The sequence below is a fragment of the Methylosinus sp. PW1 genome, assembly GCF_000745215.1.
Lineage (GTDB): Bacteria > Pseudomonadota > Alphaproteobacteria > Rhizobiales > Beijerinckiaceae > Methylosinus.
Genome location: NZ_JQNK01000009.1, coordinates 1,631,820 through 1,647,132, shown reverse-complemented (window position 1 = coordinate 1,647,132; position 15,313 = coordinate 1,631,820). Strand labels below are relative to the sequence as shown.

Here is a 15,313-nt window from a genome sequence, read left to right as displayed (position 1 = left end):
ATTTGGGAATTTCGCTGCGCCAGGACAAGCGCGCGGCGGCTTCAGCCACATTTCGGGCCGGACGGGAGGCGGACGCTCGCGGCGAGCGGACGACCCGCCATTGCGCCGAGAGGATGTTCATGCGCAGCAAATTCATCGATACCTCGTCGTTTCTCTATGCCGGCTTCGCCATTCTCGCGGCGTCCCTGTTCGCCGCCTTCGCCTTCGTCGGCAAGCAGGCGACCGACTATCGCGACGTGGGGCAGCTCATCGGCGAAAAGCGGATTCATCACAGCATACTCGATCGGCTCCAAGAGGCGGAGTCGGCGCAGCGCGGCTATTTGCTGACCAATGACGCGGCCTATCTCGCGCCCTTGGACGTCGCGAAGACGCGCATAAGCGCGGATTTCGACGCTCTGCTACGCGTGAGCGAGCCGGGCGAAGAGCGCAATGCGCTGGAGATGCTGCGCGCGCTCGCCAATGAGAAGCTCGCCGAAATGGCCAAGACCGTGGAGCTGCAGGCGGCCGGACGGCATGAGGACGCCGTGGGCATCGTGCGCGCAGGCTCCGGCAAAGCCTTCATGGAGCAGCTGCGCGTCGGCCTCGACGACAAGACCGCTCGCCAGCAGCAGCTGATCGACGCGCAATCGCGCGCCGTGGAGACCAACGGCTCGCTGCTGCGCGCCGGCGCGGCGCTCGCCATCTCCATCACCATTCTCATCGGCGCGGCGACCATCGCCGTGCTGCGCGGACGGCTCGAGGAGATCGCGGCGGCGCAATCGGAGCTGCGCGACGTCAACGCCGCCCTCTCCGCCGAGGCGGCGCAGCGCGAGCAGCTCGCCGAGCAATTGCGGCAATCGCAGAAGATGGAGGCGATCGGCCAGCTCACCGGCGGGCTCGCGCATGATTTCAACAATATGCTCGCCGTCGTCATCGGCAGCGTCAATCTCGCCAAGCGGCGGCACGCCACCGATCCGGCTGAGACGCTGCGCTATCTCGACAGCGCGTTGGAAGGCGCCGAGCATGCGGCGACGCTGACGCATCGGCTGCTCGCCTTCTCGCGTCGCCAGCCGCTCGCGCCGGAGCCGATCGATCCCAATAAGATGGTCTCCTCCATGGCCGAGATGCTGCGCCGCACGCTGGGCGAGGACGTGCGGCTGGAGGCGGTCTTCGCCGGCGGCCTGTGGCGCGCCTATGCGGATACGAGCCAGCTCGAGACGACGATCCTCAATCTCGCGCTCAATGCGCGCGACGCCATGCCCCAGGGCGGGGCGCTCACCATAGAGACGAGCAACGCCTATCTCGACGAGGAATATGCCGCGCGCGAGGTGGGCATACCGTCCGGCCAATATGTGCTGATCGCCGTCACGGACACCGGAACCGGCATGAGCCGCGAGACGGTCGCGCGCGCCTTCGATCCTTTCTTCACCACCAAGCCCGCCGGGCGCGGCACCGGGCTCGGATTGAGCCAAGTCTATGGCTTCGTGCGCCAGTCGGGCGGGCATGTCCGCATCTATTCGGAGCAGGGGCTCGGCACGACGGTCAAGCTCTATCTGCCGCGCCATCACGGCCCCGCCAGCGCGACGACCACATCCACGCCGCCTGCGCGCACCGCGCCGCGCAGCGAGAAGAGCGAGACGATCCTCATCGTCGAGGACGATGTGCGCGTGCGCGACCTCACCGCCGACACGCTCGCCGAGCTCGGCTATAGCGTGCTGGCCGCAGAGAGCGCCGCCGCCGCGCTGCGCCAGCTCGAGGTGAACCCGAATATTTCGCTGCTGTTCACCGATGTGGTGATGCCCGACACCAATGGCCGCAAGCTCGCCGAGGAGGCGTGGAAGCGCCGGCCCGATTTGAAGATTCTCTTCACCACCGGCTACACGCCCAACGCTGTCGTCCACAATGGCGTGCTGGACCCCGGCGTCGAGCTGATCGTGAAGCCCTATTCGATCGATCGGCTGGCGCGCAAGGTGCGCGATGTGCTGGACGGCGGGCGCGCCGCTCCGCCGGAGACGAAGACGTCGCGGCGCAAGGTCATGATCGTCGACGATGACGCGGCCGTGTGCGAGGCCATGGCGGAGCTGCTGCGTCTCGAGAACTACGAGGTCGGCGTCGCCAGCGACGGAATGCGCGCGCTCGAGCTGGCGCAGAGCTTCAAGCCCGATGTCGCTCTGCTCGATCTCGGCCTTCCGATCATGGACGGCTATGAGACGGCGCGCCGGCTGCGCGCCGCGCCGGAGGGGCGCGATCTGCTGCTCATCGCCTCCACCGGCTCCGGTGGAGACGAGGTGCGGCGGCTCTGCGAGGCGGCGGGATTCGATCTCCATCTCGTCAAGCCGATCGATCTCGACACGCTGAAGACGCTGATCGACGGCCAAAAGCCGCACCCCTCTCGTTCCGCGTGAGGCGCTCCCCATATAGAGGCGCCGAAGGATCAGCGCATGGTCAGCGCCAATGCATGCGACGCCCGCACAGCTGAAGATGATCGTCGAATCCGCCTTCGCCGCGCGCTTTCTGATCGCCGACGATCGCATCCTCTATGTCAATCGCGCGACCGAGGACATGTTCGGCTATTCGGCGGAGGAGCTCGTCGGCCGCACCGTCGATATGCTGCTGCCGGATGACGTGCGCGTCCGCCACCCAGGCCTGCGTGAGGAGTATTACAAGGCGCCGCGCCGCATACTGCTCGGCGTCGACAGGGATGTTCGCGCGCGCAAGAAATCGGGCGTCGAATTTCCCATTCATCTCGGCCTCGCGCCGATTCGCGAGGACGGACGCCTATACGTCGCCGTGACCGTGTTCGATATCTCGCATCACAAGGAGATCGAGCGTCAGCTCGTCGAGCGCGCCGAGGAGCTTCAGCTCGCCAATGAGCGTCTGGCGCGCTTCGCCTATATCGCCTCGCATGATCTGCAGGAGCCGCTGCGCAAGATCGCCGCCTTCGCCGATATCGTCACCGCCTCGATCGCCAAGGGCGATCTCGGCGAGGCCGCGCATGCGGGCGAGGTGGCGCGCGCCTCGGCGCTGCGCGCGCGCCAGCTGGTCGACGGGCTGCTCGCTTTCTCGCGCCAGGTCTCGACGCCGCCGCGGCTGGAGACGCTGGACATTCGCCGCGAGATCGAGGCCGTCGTCTCGGATTTCTCCGAGCTGATCCGTCAGACGCAGGCTCAAATCGCTGTCGCCGTTCCGCCGGGCGTGCTGATAGAGGCCGACAAGCCGCAATTCGAGCGCTGCCTCTCGAGCCTGCTCTCCAATGCGATCAAATATCGCAAGCCTGGCCACACGCCGAATATTCGCTTCTTCCTTCGGCGCGAGCCGGAGCTCGCCCTTTCGGTCGCCGATGACGGCATAGGCTTCGAGCCGAAATACGCCGAGGCCATATTCGAGCCGTTGCGCCGGCTCCACAGCTTCACGCAATATCCCGGCGCGGGCGTCGGCCTCGCTCTGTGCAAATCCACATGCGAGCGCCACGGCTGGCGCATAGAGGCCGATTCGCAGCTCGGCGCCGGCGCGACATTCACCATGACCTTTCCGCACGGCGAGAAGGTTAGTCCTCTGCAAGCTTCAGCGTGAGGCATTTGGCGGCGCCGCCGGCCTTCATGAACTCCGAGAGCGGCGTGACGACGGGCGCGAAGCCCGCCGCGCGCAAGCGCCGCTGCAACTGCGGCGAGGCGTCGTTCATCGCGAGACCGCTATCGAGATCGACGGCGTTGCAGGCAAAGCGCATCGCATCCGCTTCGTCGATCTCTATGCGCTTCTCGGGCGGAACGATCGCCTCGATCGCGGCGCGTGAGGCGGCGTCGAAAGCCGGCGGATAAAACATCAGCCAGCCGCCCGCGAGCGGGCAGAAGCAAGTGTCGAGGTGATAGAAGCGCGGATCGATCAGCCGCAAGCCGATCACGCGCCGCCCGACGATGCGCTCCAGCGCCGTCGGCGCCTCTTCGGCCGAGCGCATGCCATGGCCGCACCAGACGATCTCGGCGCCGCGATCGATGAGCGCGTCGCCCGCGCCCTCGAAGGGCAGATGCTCCGGCCAAGCTGCGATGCGAAAGCCGCGCGCCTCGAAGAAGGCGCGAAACAAGGGCTCCTCCGGCCGCCGCTCCTCGGCGCGAAAGCGGCTGACGACGGCGATGTTTCCGAGCACGAAGCCGGCGTTGGCGGTGAACACCATATCCGGCAGGCCCGCCGCCGGCGTGATCAGCTCCACCTCGGCGTTCTCTGCGACGAGCGCGCGCAGATTTTGCCATTGCTCTCGCGCGAGCGTGCGCGTGGTGCGGCCGATCTGATGCTCCATCCAGGGATTGATGACATAGCGCACGTCGAAATCATCCGGCGCGCACATCAGCACGCGCTGGCGCCGCTCCTCGCGCGGCGCGCGCGCGGGCTCGAACATGGAATGCGGCTGCGTCATCGCGAGTCCTTTCGTTTCCTGGCATGAAGACGGCGCCGAGACTGCTCCGTCCCGGCGCCGCAATGATGACAGGCGGCGATCAGCTCGCCAGTGCGCGCTTGGCCGGACGCGCGCGCTCGACCAATTCGGCGAGCGTCTCCTCGAAGCGATCGAGCGCCCAATCCAAATCCTCGCGCGCGATGACGAGCGGCGGCGACAGGCGCACGACGCTGTGATGCGTCACGGTGGAGAGCACGCCCTTGTCGCACAGCATCTCGCAGACCTCGCGGCCGGTGGCGTAGCGCGGATCGATCTCGGCGCCCGCCCACAGGCCCTTGCCGCGCACGTCGCGCAGCGCGGGACTGTCGATGTTGCGCAGACGGCGCAGCATATGCTCGCCCAGGCTCGCGCTGCGCTCGACGAGCTTCTCGTCGCGCATCACATGCAGCGCCTCGAGCCCCACCGCCGCGGCGAGCGTGTTGCCGCCGAAGGTCGAGCCATGCGAGCCGGGCGTGAACATATCCATCAGCGCGCGCGTGCCGACGAAAGCGGACACGGGCAGCACGCCGCCGCCGAGCGCCTTGCCGAGCATGACGCCATCGGGCTTCACATTCTCGTGCTGGAACGCGAACCAGGCGCCGGTGCGCCCGAGCCCCGCCTGCACCTCGTCGACGATGAGCAGCAGGCCGCGTGCGTCGCAGAGCTTACGCAGGCCGGCGAGCCAGCCGACCGGCGGAACGATGACGCCCGCCTCGCCCTGCACGGGCTCGACCATAATGGCGACCGTATCGGGACCGATCGCCGCTTCCGTCGCCGCGAGATCGCCATAAGGAACCGCGCGGAAGCCGCCGCCATAGGGACCGAAATCGTCGCGATAGGACGGCTCCGAAGAAAAGCCGACGATGGTCGTCGTGCGGCCATGGAAATTGCCCTTGGCCACGATGATCTCGGGATTCTTCAAGCCGCGCACGCGGCGGCCATAGCGGCGCGCCGCCTTGATCGCGGTCTCCACCGCCTCGGCGCCGGTGTTCATCGGCAGCGCGACATCGAGGCCGGTGAGATTGCACAGCTCCGTGAGGAAAGCGTCGAGACGATCGTCGTAATAGGCGCGCGACGGCACGGCGAGACGCTGCGCCTGCTCGGTGAGGACTTTCAGAATGCGCGGGTGTGCATGGCCATGGCTCACCGCGGAATAGGCGCTCATCATATCGACATAGCGGCGACCGTTCACATCGAACAGAAAGGCGCCTTCGCCGCGCGAGAGCGTGATCGGAAGCGGCGCGTAATTGCGCGCGCGATGCGGATTGTCGACGGACTTGACGTTGGCGTTCATGAACGAGTGACCTCGCTGGTTCGTTATGTGGGCGTCGCCTCGACGATTTGCATCAGTGCGGGCGATCGGCGGCTCACGGGACACGACGCCTCTGCGAGCCATTCTCTCGTGGAGCGCGTCGTTACGCCGCTCCGACGTTCGCGTTGCAAATACATCGAACACGGGGTATTTGCGAGACAAATAAAGCAGCAAAACGGCGAGATGGGAAGCACAGCTATGGAATCATGTGCAACAGCCAACGATATCGCAGCGAGAGCTGAAGAGCTGCTCTTTCGTATTACTGTTCCGTCTGCGCTATTCCGCGATGGGAATTTGCAAGTGCGAACACCGATTACCGGCGAAGTCATCGCCAGAGTAAAAACTGAAGACAGCGATGCTTTAGATGCGGCGATCGGCGAGGCCGACGCCGCCTATCGCAAATGGCGCAATATTCCGGCGCCGCGACGGGGCGAATTGGTGCGCCTATTCGGCGAGGAATTGCGCTCGGCCAAGAATGAGCTCGCCGAGCTCATCACCATAGAAGCCGGCAAGATCGTCTCCGAAGCGCGCGGAGAAGTGCAGGAGATGATCGACATTTGCGACTATGCCGTCGGCCTGTCGCGTCAGCTCTACGGCCTCACGATCGCCACCGAGCGTCCCGGCCATCGCATGATGGAGACATGGCATCCGCTCGGCGTCGTCGGCATCATCTCCAGCTTCAATTTCCCGGTCGCCGTCTGGGCCTGGAACGCCGCCATAGCGCTCGTCTGCGGCGATGCGCTGGTGTGGAAGCCTTCGGAAAAAACGCCGCTGACCGCGCTCGCCACACATGCGCTGTTCGAGCGCGCTTTGGCGCGCTTCGGCGAGGCGCCCAAAGGACTCTCGGCGCTCGTCATCGGCGGGCGCGAGCTCGGCGAGAAGCTCGTCGACGATCGCCGCGTCGCCCTCGTCTCGGCGACCGGCTCCACCGCCATGGGGCGCGCTGTCGGGCCGCGGCTCGCGCAGCGCTTCGCGCGCTCCATTCTCGAGCTCGGCGGCAATAACGCCGCCATCGTCTGTCCGTCGGCGCCGCTCGATCTCGCTGTGCGCGCCATCGCCTTCGCCGCTATGGGCACGGCCGGCCAACGCTGCACGACGCTACGCCGCCTCATCGTGCACGAGTCCGTTTATGATCAGCTGATCGGAAGGCTCTCGCTCGCCTATGCCTCGGCGCCGGTCGGCGATCCGCGCGAGGGCAAGACGCTCATCGGCCCGCTCATCGACGGCGATTCCTATCGCGCCATGCGACACGCGCTGGACGAAGCCGCGACGATCGGCGGAAAAATCTACGGAGGCCAGCGCCTGTTCGCGCAGGAGCGGCCGGACGCTTATTACGCGCGGCCGGCGCTGGTCGAGCTGGCCGAGCCGGCGCCGGTCTCGCGCCGCGAGACTTTCGCGCCTATCCTCTATGCGATGAAATATCGCGAGCTGGACGAGGCGCTGCATATGCAGAACGATGTGAGCCATGGCCTGGCCTCGTCCATCTTCACCACCGATCTGCGCGAGGCGGAGCGTTTTCTCTCCGCGGAAGGGTCCGATTGCGGCATCGCCAATGTGAATATCGGCCCGTCCGGCGCCGAGATCGGCGGCGCCTTCGGCGGCGAGAAGGAGACCGGCGGCGGCCGCGAGGCGGGCTCCGATTCCTGGAAGGCCTATATGCGCCGCGCCACCAACACGATCAATTATTCGAGCGCTCTGCCGCTCGCGCAGGGCGTCGTCTTCGACGTGTGATCGATCTCGAGGAGTCCGACATGACCGAGACCCATGTTCCCGCCGATACGATCCGCTCGATCTTCTCCGCGGCGATGACGCAAATGTATCGCGACGAGGTGCCGCGCTATCAGGAGATGACGCGCATCGTCGGAGAGATCGACGGCGAGGCGCTGGCGCGCGATCCAGCGCTGGAGGCGCGGCTGCGCCGCTCCGGCGCTTTCGATCTCATCGGCGTCGAGCGCCATGGCGCCATTCGCGTCGGACGGCCGGAGGAGCTCGCGGGGCTGCGGCGGCTCTTCACCGTCATGGGCATGTATCCGGTCGGCTATTACGACCTCACGCCCGCCGGCGTGCCGGTGCATTCCACATGCTTTCGGCCTGTCGAGACGGAGTCGATCAGGCGTTGCCCTTTCCGCATCTTCACCTCGCTCTTGCGTCCCGAGCTGATCGAGGGCGAGGATTTGCGCCGCGAGGCGCAGGAGATACTTGCGCGTCGACGCATCTTCACGCCGCGCTGCCTGCATCTCATCGAGATCTTCGAGGCCAATGGCGGGCTCGGCGAAGCGCTGGCGATCGAGTTCGTGCATGAGGCGTTGCATACGTTTCGCTGGCGCGGCGAGGCGACCGTCACCGCCGGCGTCTATGAGGCCTATCGCAAGGCGCATCCGCTCGTCGCCGATGTCGTCTGCTTCCACGGACCGCATATCAATCATCTGACGCTGCCGACGCTCGACATAGACGCAGTGCAAAAGGCGCTCGCCGAGCGCGGGCTCGATCCGAAATCCATCGTCGAAGGTCCGCCGCAACGCAAGTTCCCGATATTGCTGCGCCAGACGAGCTTCAAGGCCATTGCCGAGCCCGTGCGCTTCGCGGGACGCGACGCGGCGCGCGGCGAGCATCGCGCGCGCTTCGGCGAGATCGAGCAGCGCGGCGCCGCCCTCACGGCGAAGGGTCGCGCGCTCTATGATCGATTGCTCGCCGAGACGCTTGCCGCCAATCCGCCGCGCGATGGCGCGATCACCGATTATCGAGCCGAGCTGGAGCGCCGCTTCGTCGCCTTCCCGGACGACGCCGCGACTTTGCGCGCGCAGGGCCTCGCTTTCTTCCGCTATGCGCCGGGCGAGAATCGGAGCGCGACAGGCGATGCCGAAACTTTGCTGCGCGAAGGCGCGCTGATTGCGGAGCCGATCACCTATGAGGATTTTCTGCCGGTGAGCGCGGCGGGAATCTTCCAGTCCAATCTCGGCGAAGGCGGCCGCCGCGAGCTATCGGCTTCGGCCAATCGCGAAGCGTTCGAGCATGCGCTCGGAACCAAGGTCGCCGATGAGACAGCGATTTATGCGCATGAGGAGAAAAGCTCGCTGGAGCGCGCGCTCGCCGTACTCGGGCAGCGATCACCAATGGCCGAGAATGCAGGCCGATAGCGGATAGCCCATGGCGAGGCCGAGCGTCACGCCGCCGAGCACATCGCTGGGGTAATGATGCGCGGTGGCGATGCGCGACCACGCCATGGAGAGCGCGAGCGCGGCGGCGGAAGCGGCGGCCGAAGGCCAGGCGAGAACGATGGGCGCCAGCACGCCGCTGAGCGTCATCATATGGCCGCTCGGGAAGGAATGCTCGTCGAGTATCTTCAGAAGCGACGTCAGCCGCGGATCGACGTGAAACGGGCGCTTGCGTCCGATGCGCTTCTTGATGAGCGGAAACAGCGTGTGCAGCAGCGCGGCGTTGAGTCCGCCGAGCGCGATCACCGGCCAGGCCTCGCGTCCGACGAGCCAGAAGATCGCCGCGGCGAGGATGGGATAGATCCAGCCATTGCCGAGCTTGCTGATCGTGATCGCGAGCATTCGGCCCAGCGTGAATTGCGTGGAGCGCGCCAGAAAATGCACGCCGACGAGATCGGCGCGCAGCAGGCGCTCGCGCCAGAGGAGCAGCGTCTCGGCGAGAACGAGACGTTCGAGTGAGAGGCGGCGGTTCGAAGCGAGCAGCATGGCGAGAAAGCTAGGCGCCGCGTGCTGCCGTTTCGTGACACATGAACGACGTTTCGATTGCAGCGCGCGCCGCGAACGTCACATCATTGTCAATCACGCACGCGAGCGCGCGTGCGCAGAATGGGATAGATCGCGAGCTTCGGCGCAGCGCGGCGCACGAGGTTTTTTTCGCCGCCCGCGAAGCTCGCGCCGATCCGGCAAAGTTTCCCGAAGGTCCACGAGCCCTATTTGGGCGTCTCGGCCTCGGGCGTCGTGGGTGCGGGGTCGAAGAGGAAATAGCGCCCGCCCAGCGCGCCCTCGAATGGCCTGCCGTCGCCGGACCGTCGCAATTCGAAATGGATCACCGTGTTCGGCACGAGCACGCGAAGCGTCGTCTCGGAGCGCGCCTCGACGGAGACCTGCAGCGGCTCGTCCGCGCGGTCGACATCCGTCAGCCAGATGAGCCGTTCCATATCGGTCCTTCCGCAATCCGCTCGCTCTCTAGAACCGACGATTAAGGCGCCGCCAGTTTGGCGACATCTGGGCGCGACTGCGGCCTCGGCAGGACGTCTCGCCCGAGCCGGTCGTGAGGAAGACGCCACATCGATGCCGAATCTTCCCGCGTCAGATTACCGACAAATCATACAGACAGAGGCGCGGCCGAAAACCTATATCTCGCCGGCCCCGCCCTCCGCTTTTTCGCGGTGATCATGTGGCGACGACGTCGAGGACGAGGGCCGACAAACAAAGACATGGCTCGAGAGATCGCGAGCCGATGCTTCACGAGGCGACATCTCCATTCCGCTCTGCGATCCGCCGGGCGATGGCTGTTGCAGGAGGACTCGTCGATGAGGAAACTACTGAATTCGGTATCGCTGCTCGCCGTGCTGACGGTGGCGCCGATCGGCGTCGCTTCGGCCAACGACAAGCTCGACCAGCTCTCCAAGAGCGAAGACAACTGGGTGATGCCCGGTAAGAACTATCATTCGGACAATTACAGCACGCTGACGCAGATCAACACGAGCAACGTCAAGGATCTGAAGGTCGCCTGGACCTTCTCGACCGGCCTGCTCAACGGCCACGAGGGCGCGCCGCTCGTCGTCGACGGCAAGATGTATATTCACACGTCTTTCCCGAACAACACTTTCGCGCTCGATCTCGACGATCCGACCCGCATCCTCTGGCAGGACAAGCCGAAGCAGAATGCGGCCGCTCGCGCGGTGGCCTGCTGCGATCTCGTCAACCGCGGTCTGGCCTATTGGCCGGGCGACTCCAAGACCCCGCCGCTCATCCTGAAGACGCTGCTCGATGGTCATATCGAGGCGCTCAACGCCAAGACCGGCGAGCTCCTGTGGAAGATGGAGAATTCCGACTATAAGGTCGGCTCCACGCTCACCATTGCGCCCTATGTCATCAAGGACAAGGTTCTCGTCGGCTCCTCCGGCGCGGAGCTCGGCGTGCGCGGCTATGTGACGGCCTATGACGTCCACACGGGCGAGCAGGCGTGGCGCGCTTACGCGACCGGCCCGGACGAGGACGTGCTGCTGGGCAAGGACTTCAACAGCAAGAACCCCCATTACGGCCAGAAGGGCCTCGGCACCTCCACTTGGGAAGGCGACGCCTGGAAGATCGGCGGCGGCACCAATTGGGGCTGGTACGCTTATGATCCGGGCACGAACCTCTTCTACTACGGCTCGGGCAATCCGGCGCCGTGGAACGAGACGATGCGTCCGGGTGACAATAAATGGACGATGACCATCTTCGGTCGCGACATCGACACGGGCGAAGCGAAGTTCGGCTATCAGAAGACCCCGCATGACGAGTGGGACTTCGCCGGCGTGAATTTCTTGACGCTCACGGAGCAGAAGGACAAGGAAGGCAAGGAGCGCAAGCTCCTGACGCATCCGGACCGCAACGGCATCGTCTATACGCTCGACCGCACCAATGGCGATCTGATCTCGGCCGATAAGATCGACGACACGGTCAACGTCTTCAAGACGGTCGATCTGAAGAGCGGCCTGCCCGTTCGCGATCCGGAATATGGCACCCGCATGGACCATCTCGGCAAGGATATTTGTCCTTCCGCCATGGGCTATCACAATCAGGGCCATGATTCCTACGATCCGACCAAGCAGCTGTTCTTCCTCGGCGTGAACCACATCTGCATGGATTGGGAGCCCTTCATGCTTCCCTATCGCGCGGGTCAGTTCTTCGTCGGCGCGACGCTGAACATGTATCCCGGCCCGAAGGGCGATCGTCAGAAAGGCGAAGGCCTCGGCCAGATCAAGGCCTACAACTCGATCACCGGCCAGTTCAAATGGGAGAAGTTCGAGCGCTTCGCGGTTTGGGGCGGCACCACGGCGACGGCCGGCAACATCGTGTTCTACGGAACGCTGGACGGCTTCATCAAGGCCCGCAACAGCGATAATGGCGAGCTGCTGTGGAAGTTCAAGCTTCCCTCCGGCGTGCTCGGCTATCCGATCGTCTACAACCACAAGGGCACCGAATATGTCGCCATTCTCTACGGCGTCGGCGGTTGGCCGGGAGTGGGCCTCGTGTTCGATCTGCAGGACCCGACCGCCGGCCTCGGCGCGGTGGGCGCGTTCAAGCAGCTCGCCAATTACACGCAGATGGGCGGCGGCGTCGTCGTCTTCTCGCTCAATGGCAAGGGTCCTTATGACGATCTGAGCCTCGGCGAATATAAGGCTCGCTGATCCATCGGCAGTCGTCGGCCGCGTCCTCCCCTGTTCGCGACCGACACAGCGCGTCGCCCGGATGCATGAAGCGCGTCCGGGCGGCATCGCCACACATGCAAACTGATCGGATCGCTCCCATGTCGCGTATCACCTCTCCGCGTCTCGTCGCCTCTGGACTCGCTCTGGCGCTGCTGACCGGCGCCGCCGGCGCTCTCGCGCAAGCGACGAAGCCATCGGCCGCCGCTTCTGCGAGCAAGGCCGACACATTGCGCATCTGCGCTTCGGAGGCGCAGTCGCCGCTCTCCCTCAAGGACGGCTCCGGCCTCGAGAACCGCATCGCCGTCGCGCTCGCCGAGGCGATGGGCCGCAAGGTGGAATTCGTCTGGTCGTCGAAGCCGGCGATTTATCTCGTGAGGGATTATCTCGACAAGAACCAGTGCGACGTCGTCATTGGACTGGACACGGGCGATCCGCGCGTCGCGACGAGCAAGCCCTATTTCCGCACCGGCTATGTGTTCGTGACCAAGGCCGAGAATAATCTCGACATCAAATCCTGGTCCGATCCGCGCATCAAATCCTTCAACCACATCGCCGTGCCATTCGGCTCTCCGGCCGAGGTGATGCTGAAGGAGATCGGCGAATATGAGAACGACATGGCCTATCTCTATTCGCTGGTGAATTTCCGTTCGCCGCGCAACCAATATACGCAGATCGACCCCGCGCGCATGATCGGCGAGGTGGCGAGCGGCAACGCCGAGCTGGCGTCCGCCTTTGCGCCCGACGTGGCGCGCTTCGTCAAATCCTCACCGACGCCTCTGCGCATGACGCTGATCGACGACGATTCCAAGCGCAGCGACGGACAGAAGATCGGGCAGCACTATGACCAATCGGTCGGCGTGCGCCTTTCGGACAAGGAACTGCTCGCGCAAGTGAATGCGGGCCTCGATCGCGCCAAGCCGAAGATCGACCAAATCCTCACGGCGGAAGGCGTTCCGCTTCTGCCTATCGTCAATCCGGTCGCAGCGCACTGACGCTTGGCGAATATCGAAGAGACCGACAAAAATGAAATCGAGCAAGAAAAAGGCCTGTGTCCTGATCGGCGGCGCCTTCGCCAGCCTGATCGCCCTGTCGGCGATCGCGCAGAATGCGGGCATCACCTTTCGCAACACGATCACCGGCGAGGTGCTGAACTTCGACGACGCGCTTCCCGAGGGCAAGGATACGCCCGGCGTGAAGAAATTCCTGCAGACGGGCGTCAATCCCTACAATGAGGATGTGAGCTGTCTGAAGCAGGGCGAGCAGCTCTTTCTCTCCGCTTGTTCTGGCTGTCACGGCCATTTGGGCGAAGGCAAGATCGGACCCGGCCTCAACGATTCCTATTGGACCTATCCGCAGAACGCGACCGACGAAGGATTTTTCTCGACGATCTTCGGCGGCGCTCAGGCGTCCATGGGGCCGCAATACGCCAATCTTCAGCTCGACGAAATGCTGAAGGTCATGGCCTGGGTCCGCCATCTCTATAAGGATCCCGTTGCCGGAGCGACCTGGCTGACGCCGGAGCAGCGCGCGAAATACAAGCCCTATCCTGGACACGAGACATTCCCCGATGATCCGCCCGGTCAGTGCAAGACCTCGGCAAAATGAACGACGTCGGGAAAATGAAAGTCGCGCATGCGTGAGCGGCGCGACGGACGCGGCGCGAGCTGCGGATAAATTGGAGGAAGGCACGATGGGAGTTTTGAAGATTGCGGCGGCCCTCGGCGTCGCGTTCGTCATGAATGCGGCTGCGATCGGCGCAGCCTCGGCCTATGACGGCACCAAATGCAAGGCGCCCGGCGATTGCTGGGAGCCTAAGCCCGGCTTTCCTGAAAAGGTCGCGGGCTCGAAATACGATCCCAAGCATGATCCCAAAGAGCTCGCCAAGAACCAGTCCGCGATAGCGGCCATGGAAGAGCGCAACAAGAAGCGCGCCGAGCACTTCAAGAAGACGGGCGCGTTCGTCTACGACGTCACCAAGATTCCGTAAGCGCTCGCGCGAGAATGCCGTTCCCGCGCCCCCGGGGACGGTCGTCATGCGGCCACGATCCGGGTCCGGCGTCATTCGACAACAACGCGTCGGACCCTCTTCCCGGGATCGTGGCCGCAACGTCCTTTCTTCCGACGAGACGTTGGATCGTTCAGCGTGACAGACACCGCCGAAACCGACGCCGTCTTGGCCGATTGGCGCGCCAAGGCGCAGGAATTCGAGACACGCGTCGCGCGTGTCGTGCTCGGCCAGAATCGCGTCATTCGCTTGGTGACGATCGCCATTTTCGCGCGCGGCCATGTGCTGCTGGAAGGCGACGTCGGCGTCGGCAAGACGACGCTTCTGCGCGCCGTCGCGCGCGCGCTCGGCGGCGCCTTCTCGCGCATAGAGGGCACGGTCGATCTCATGCCGAGCGACCTCCTCTATCACACCTATCTCGCCGACGACGGCCGCCCACGCGTCGAGCCCGGCCCGGTGCTGCGCCATGCGGAAGATCTCTCCATCTTCTTCTTCAACGAGATCAATCGCGCGCGCCCGCAGGTGCATTCGCTGCTGCTGCGGCTGATGGCGGAGCGCAGCGTCACCGCTTTCGATCGCGAATATTCCTTTCCGGCGCTGCAAGTCTTCGCCGATCGCAATCTCGTCGAGCGGGAGGAGACATTCGAGCTGCCCGCGGCCGCGCGCGACCGCTTTCTCATGGAGATATCCATGAAGACGCCCGCCGACGCCGGCGCCCGCCGCGCGCTGATCTTCGATCCGCGCTTTCACGACGTCGATCGCCTGCTCGACGAGATCGGCAAGCCCGTCTTCGACTATCGCGCGCTCGGCTCTGTCGCCGAGCTCATCCAGAATCGCGTCCACGCCAGCGAGACGCTCGAGGCCTATGTGGCCGCGCTCTGGGATGCGCTGCTCGATCCGCACGCCGCGGGCGTCGCTCTGCCGAATGTCGAAATGCGCGGCCTGGTGCGCGGCGGCGCGAGCCCGCGGGGCCTCGCCTTTCTCGTGCGCGCGGCGCGCGTGCGCGCCTGGCTCGAAGGTCGCGACGCGCTCACGCCGGAGGACATTCGCGAAATCTTCCTCGAGACGATGGCGCATCGCATCTTCGTCGATCCGATCTATGCGATGCGCGGCGACGATATCGTTCGCGATCTGTGCCGCGCCGCTTTCGCGACGGTCCCGGCGCCGTGAGAC

General features: G+C 65.0%; 13 protein-coding genes. 9 read left to right on the top strand and 4 right to left on the bottom strand.

Going from position 1 to position 15,313, the window contains the following annotated elements:
• Positions 1–119 precede the first annotated feature (119 nt).
• Positions 120–2,384 (top strand): response regulator, encoded by a 2,265-nt coding sequence (locus K369_RS17565; RefSeq protein WP_245278226.1) that lies wholly within the window; start codon positions 120–122, stop codon positions 2,382–2,384.
• Between the two features lie 49 nt (positions 2,385–2,433).
• Positions 2,434–3,552, top strand: a complete 1,119-nt coding sequence (locus K369_RS17560; RefSeq protein ID WP_036292850.1) for a PAS domain S-box protein — start codon at positions 2,434–2,436, stop codon at positions 3,550–3,552.
• Here the strand turns inward: K369_RS17560 and K369_RS17555 are convergent.
• Positions 3,527–4,390: a dimethylarginine dimethylaminohydrolase family protein gene (locus tag K369_RS17555; RefSeq protein WP_036292847.1), complete on the bottom strand. Its 864-nt coding sequence runs from the start codon at positions 4,388–4,390 to the stop codon at positions 3,527–3,529. The genes K369_RS17560 and K369_RS17555 overlap by 26 nt on opposite strands.
• Before the next feature lie 79 nt (positions 4,391–4,469).
• On the bottom strand, positions 4,470–5,702 hold the full coding sequence (rocD, locus tag K369_RS17550; protein WP_036292845.1) for an ornithine--oxo-acid transaminase: 1,233 nt from the start codon (positions 5,700–5,702) through the stop codon (positions 4,470–4,472).
• A 216-nt stretch (positions 5,703–5,918) separates the two neighbouring features.
• Between rocD and K369_RS17545 the strand changes: the two genes are divergently transcribed.
• A complete protein-coding gene (locus K369_RS17545; protein WP_036292842.1) occupies positions 5,919–7,451 on the top strand; it encodes an aldehyde dehydrogenase family protein in 1,533 nt (510 codons plus the stop codon).
• A 20-nt stretch (positions 7,452–7,471) separates the two neighbouring features.
• Positions 7,472–8,857: a VOC family protein gene (locus K369_RS17540; protein WP_036295652.1), complete on the top strand. Its 1,386-nt coding sequence runs from the start codon at positions 7,472–7,474 to the stop codon at positions 8,855–8,857.
• Here the strand turns inward: K369_RS17540 and K369_RS17535 are convergent.
• Both K369_RS17535 and K369_RS17530 read right to left on the bottom strand, forming a co-directional pair.
• Positions 8,828–9,421 (bottom strand): phosphatase PAP2 family protein, encoded by a 594-nt coding sequence (locus tag K369_RS17535; RefSeq protein WP_036292841.1) that lies wholly within the window; start codon positions 9,419–9,421, stop codon positions 8,828–8,830. The genes K369_RS17540 and K369_RS17535 overlap by 30 nt on opposite strands.
• Positions 9,422–9,645: 224 nt before the next feature.
• Complete coding sequence (locus K369_RS17530) at positions 9,646–9,873, bottom strand: hypothetical protein (RefSeq protein WP_036292839.1); 228 nt, start codon at positions 9,871–9,873, stop codon at positions 9,646–9,648.
• A gap of 375 nt (positions 9,874–10,248) precedes the next feature.
• Between K369_RS17530 and K369_RS17525 the strand changes: the two genes are divergently transcribed.
• The 5 genes from K369_RS17525 (at position 10,249) to K369_RS17505 (ending at position 15,310) form a co-directional block, all read left to right on the top strand.
• Positions 10,249–12,114 (top strand): methanol/ethanol family PQQ-dependent dehydrogenase, encoded by a 1,866-nt coding sequence (locus tag K369_RS17525; RefSeq protein ID WP_036295650.1) that lies wholly within the window; start codon positions 10,249–10,251, stop codon positions 12,112–12,114.
• A 119-nt stretch (positions 12,115–12,233) separates the two neighbouring features.
• Positions 12,234–13,127 (top strand): methanol oxidation system protein MoxJ, encoded by an 894-nt coding sequence (moxJ, locus tag K369_RS17520; protein ID WP_036292837.1) that lies wholly within the window; start codon positions 12,234–12,236, stop codon positions 13,125–13,127.
• Between the two features lie 31 nt (positions 13,128–13,158).
• Positions 13,159–13,740 (top strand): cytochrome c(L), periplasmic, encoded by a 582-nt coding sequence (moxG, locus tag K369_RS17515; protein ID WP_036292835.1) that lies wholly within the window; start codon positions 13,159–13,161, stop codon positions 13,738–13,740.
• Positions 13,741–13,870: 130 nt separating this feature from the next.
• On the top strand, positions 13,871–14,122 hold the full coding sequence (locus tag K369_RS17510; protein ID WP_245278292.1) for a methanol dehydrogenase [cytochrome c] subunit: 252 nt from the start codon (positions 13,871–13,873) through the stop codon (positions 14,120–14,122).
• Between the two features lie 156 nt (positions 14,123–14,278).
• Positions 14,279–15,310: a MoxR family ATPase gene (locus K369_RS17505; RefSeq protein ID WP_036292833.1), complete on the top strand. Its 1,032-nt coding sequence runs from the start codon at positions 14,279–14,281 to the stop codon at positions 15,308–15,310.
• The last annotated feature ends 3 nt before the right edge of the window (positions 15,311–15,313 follow it).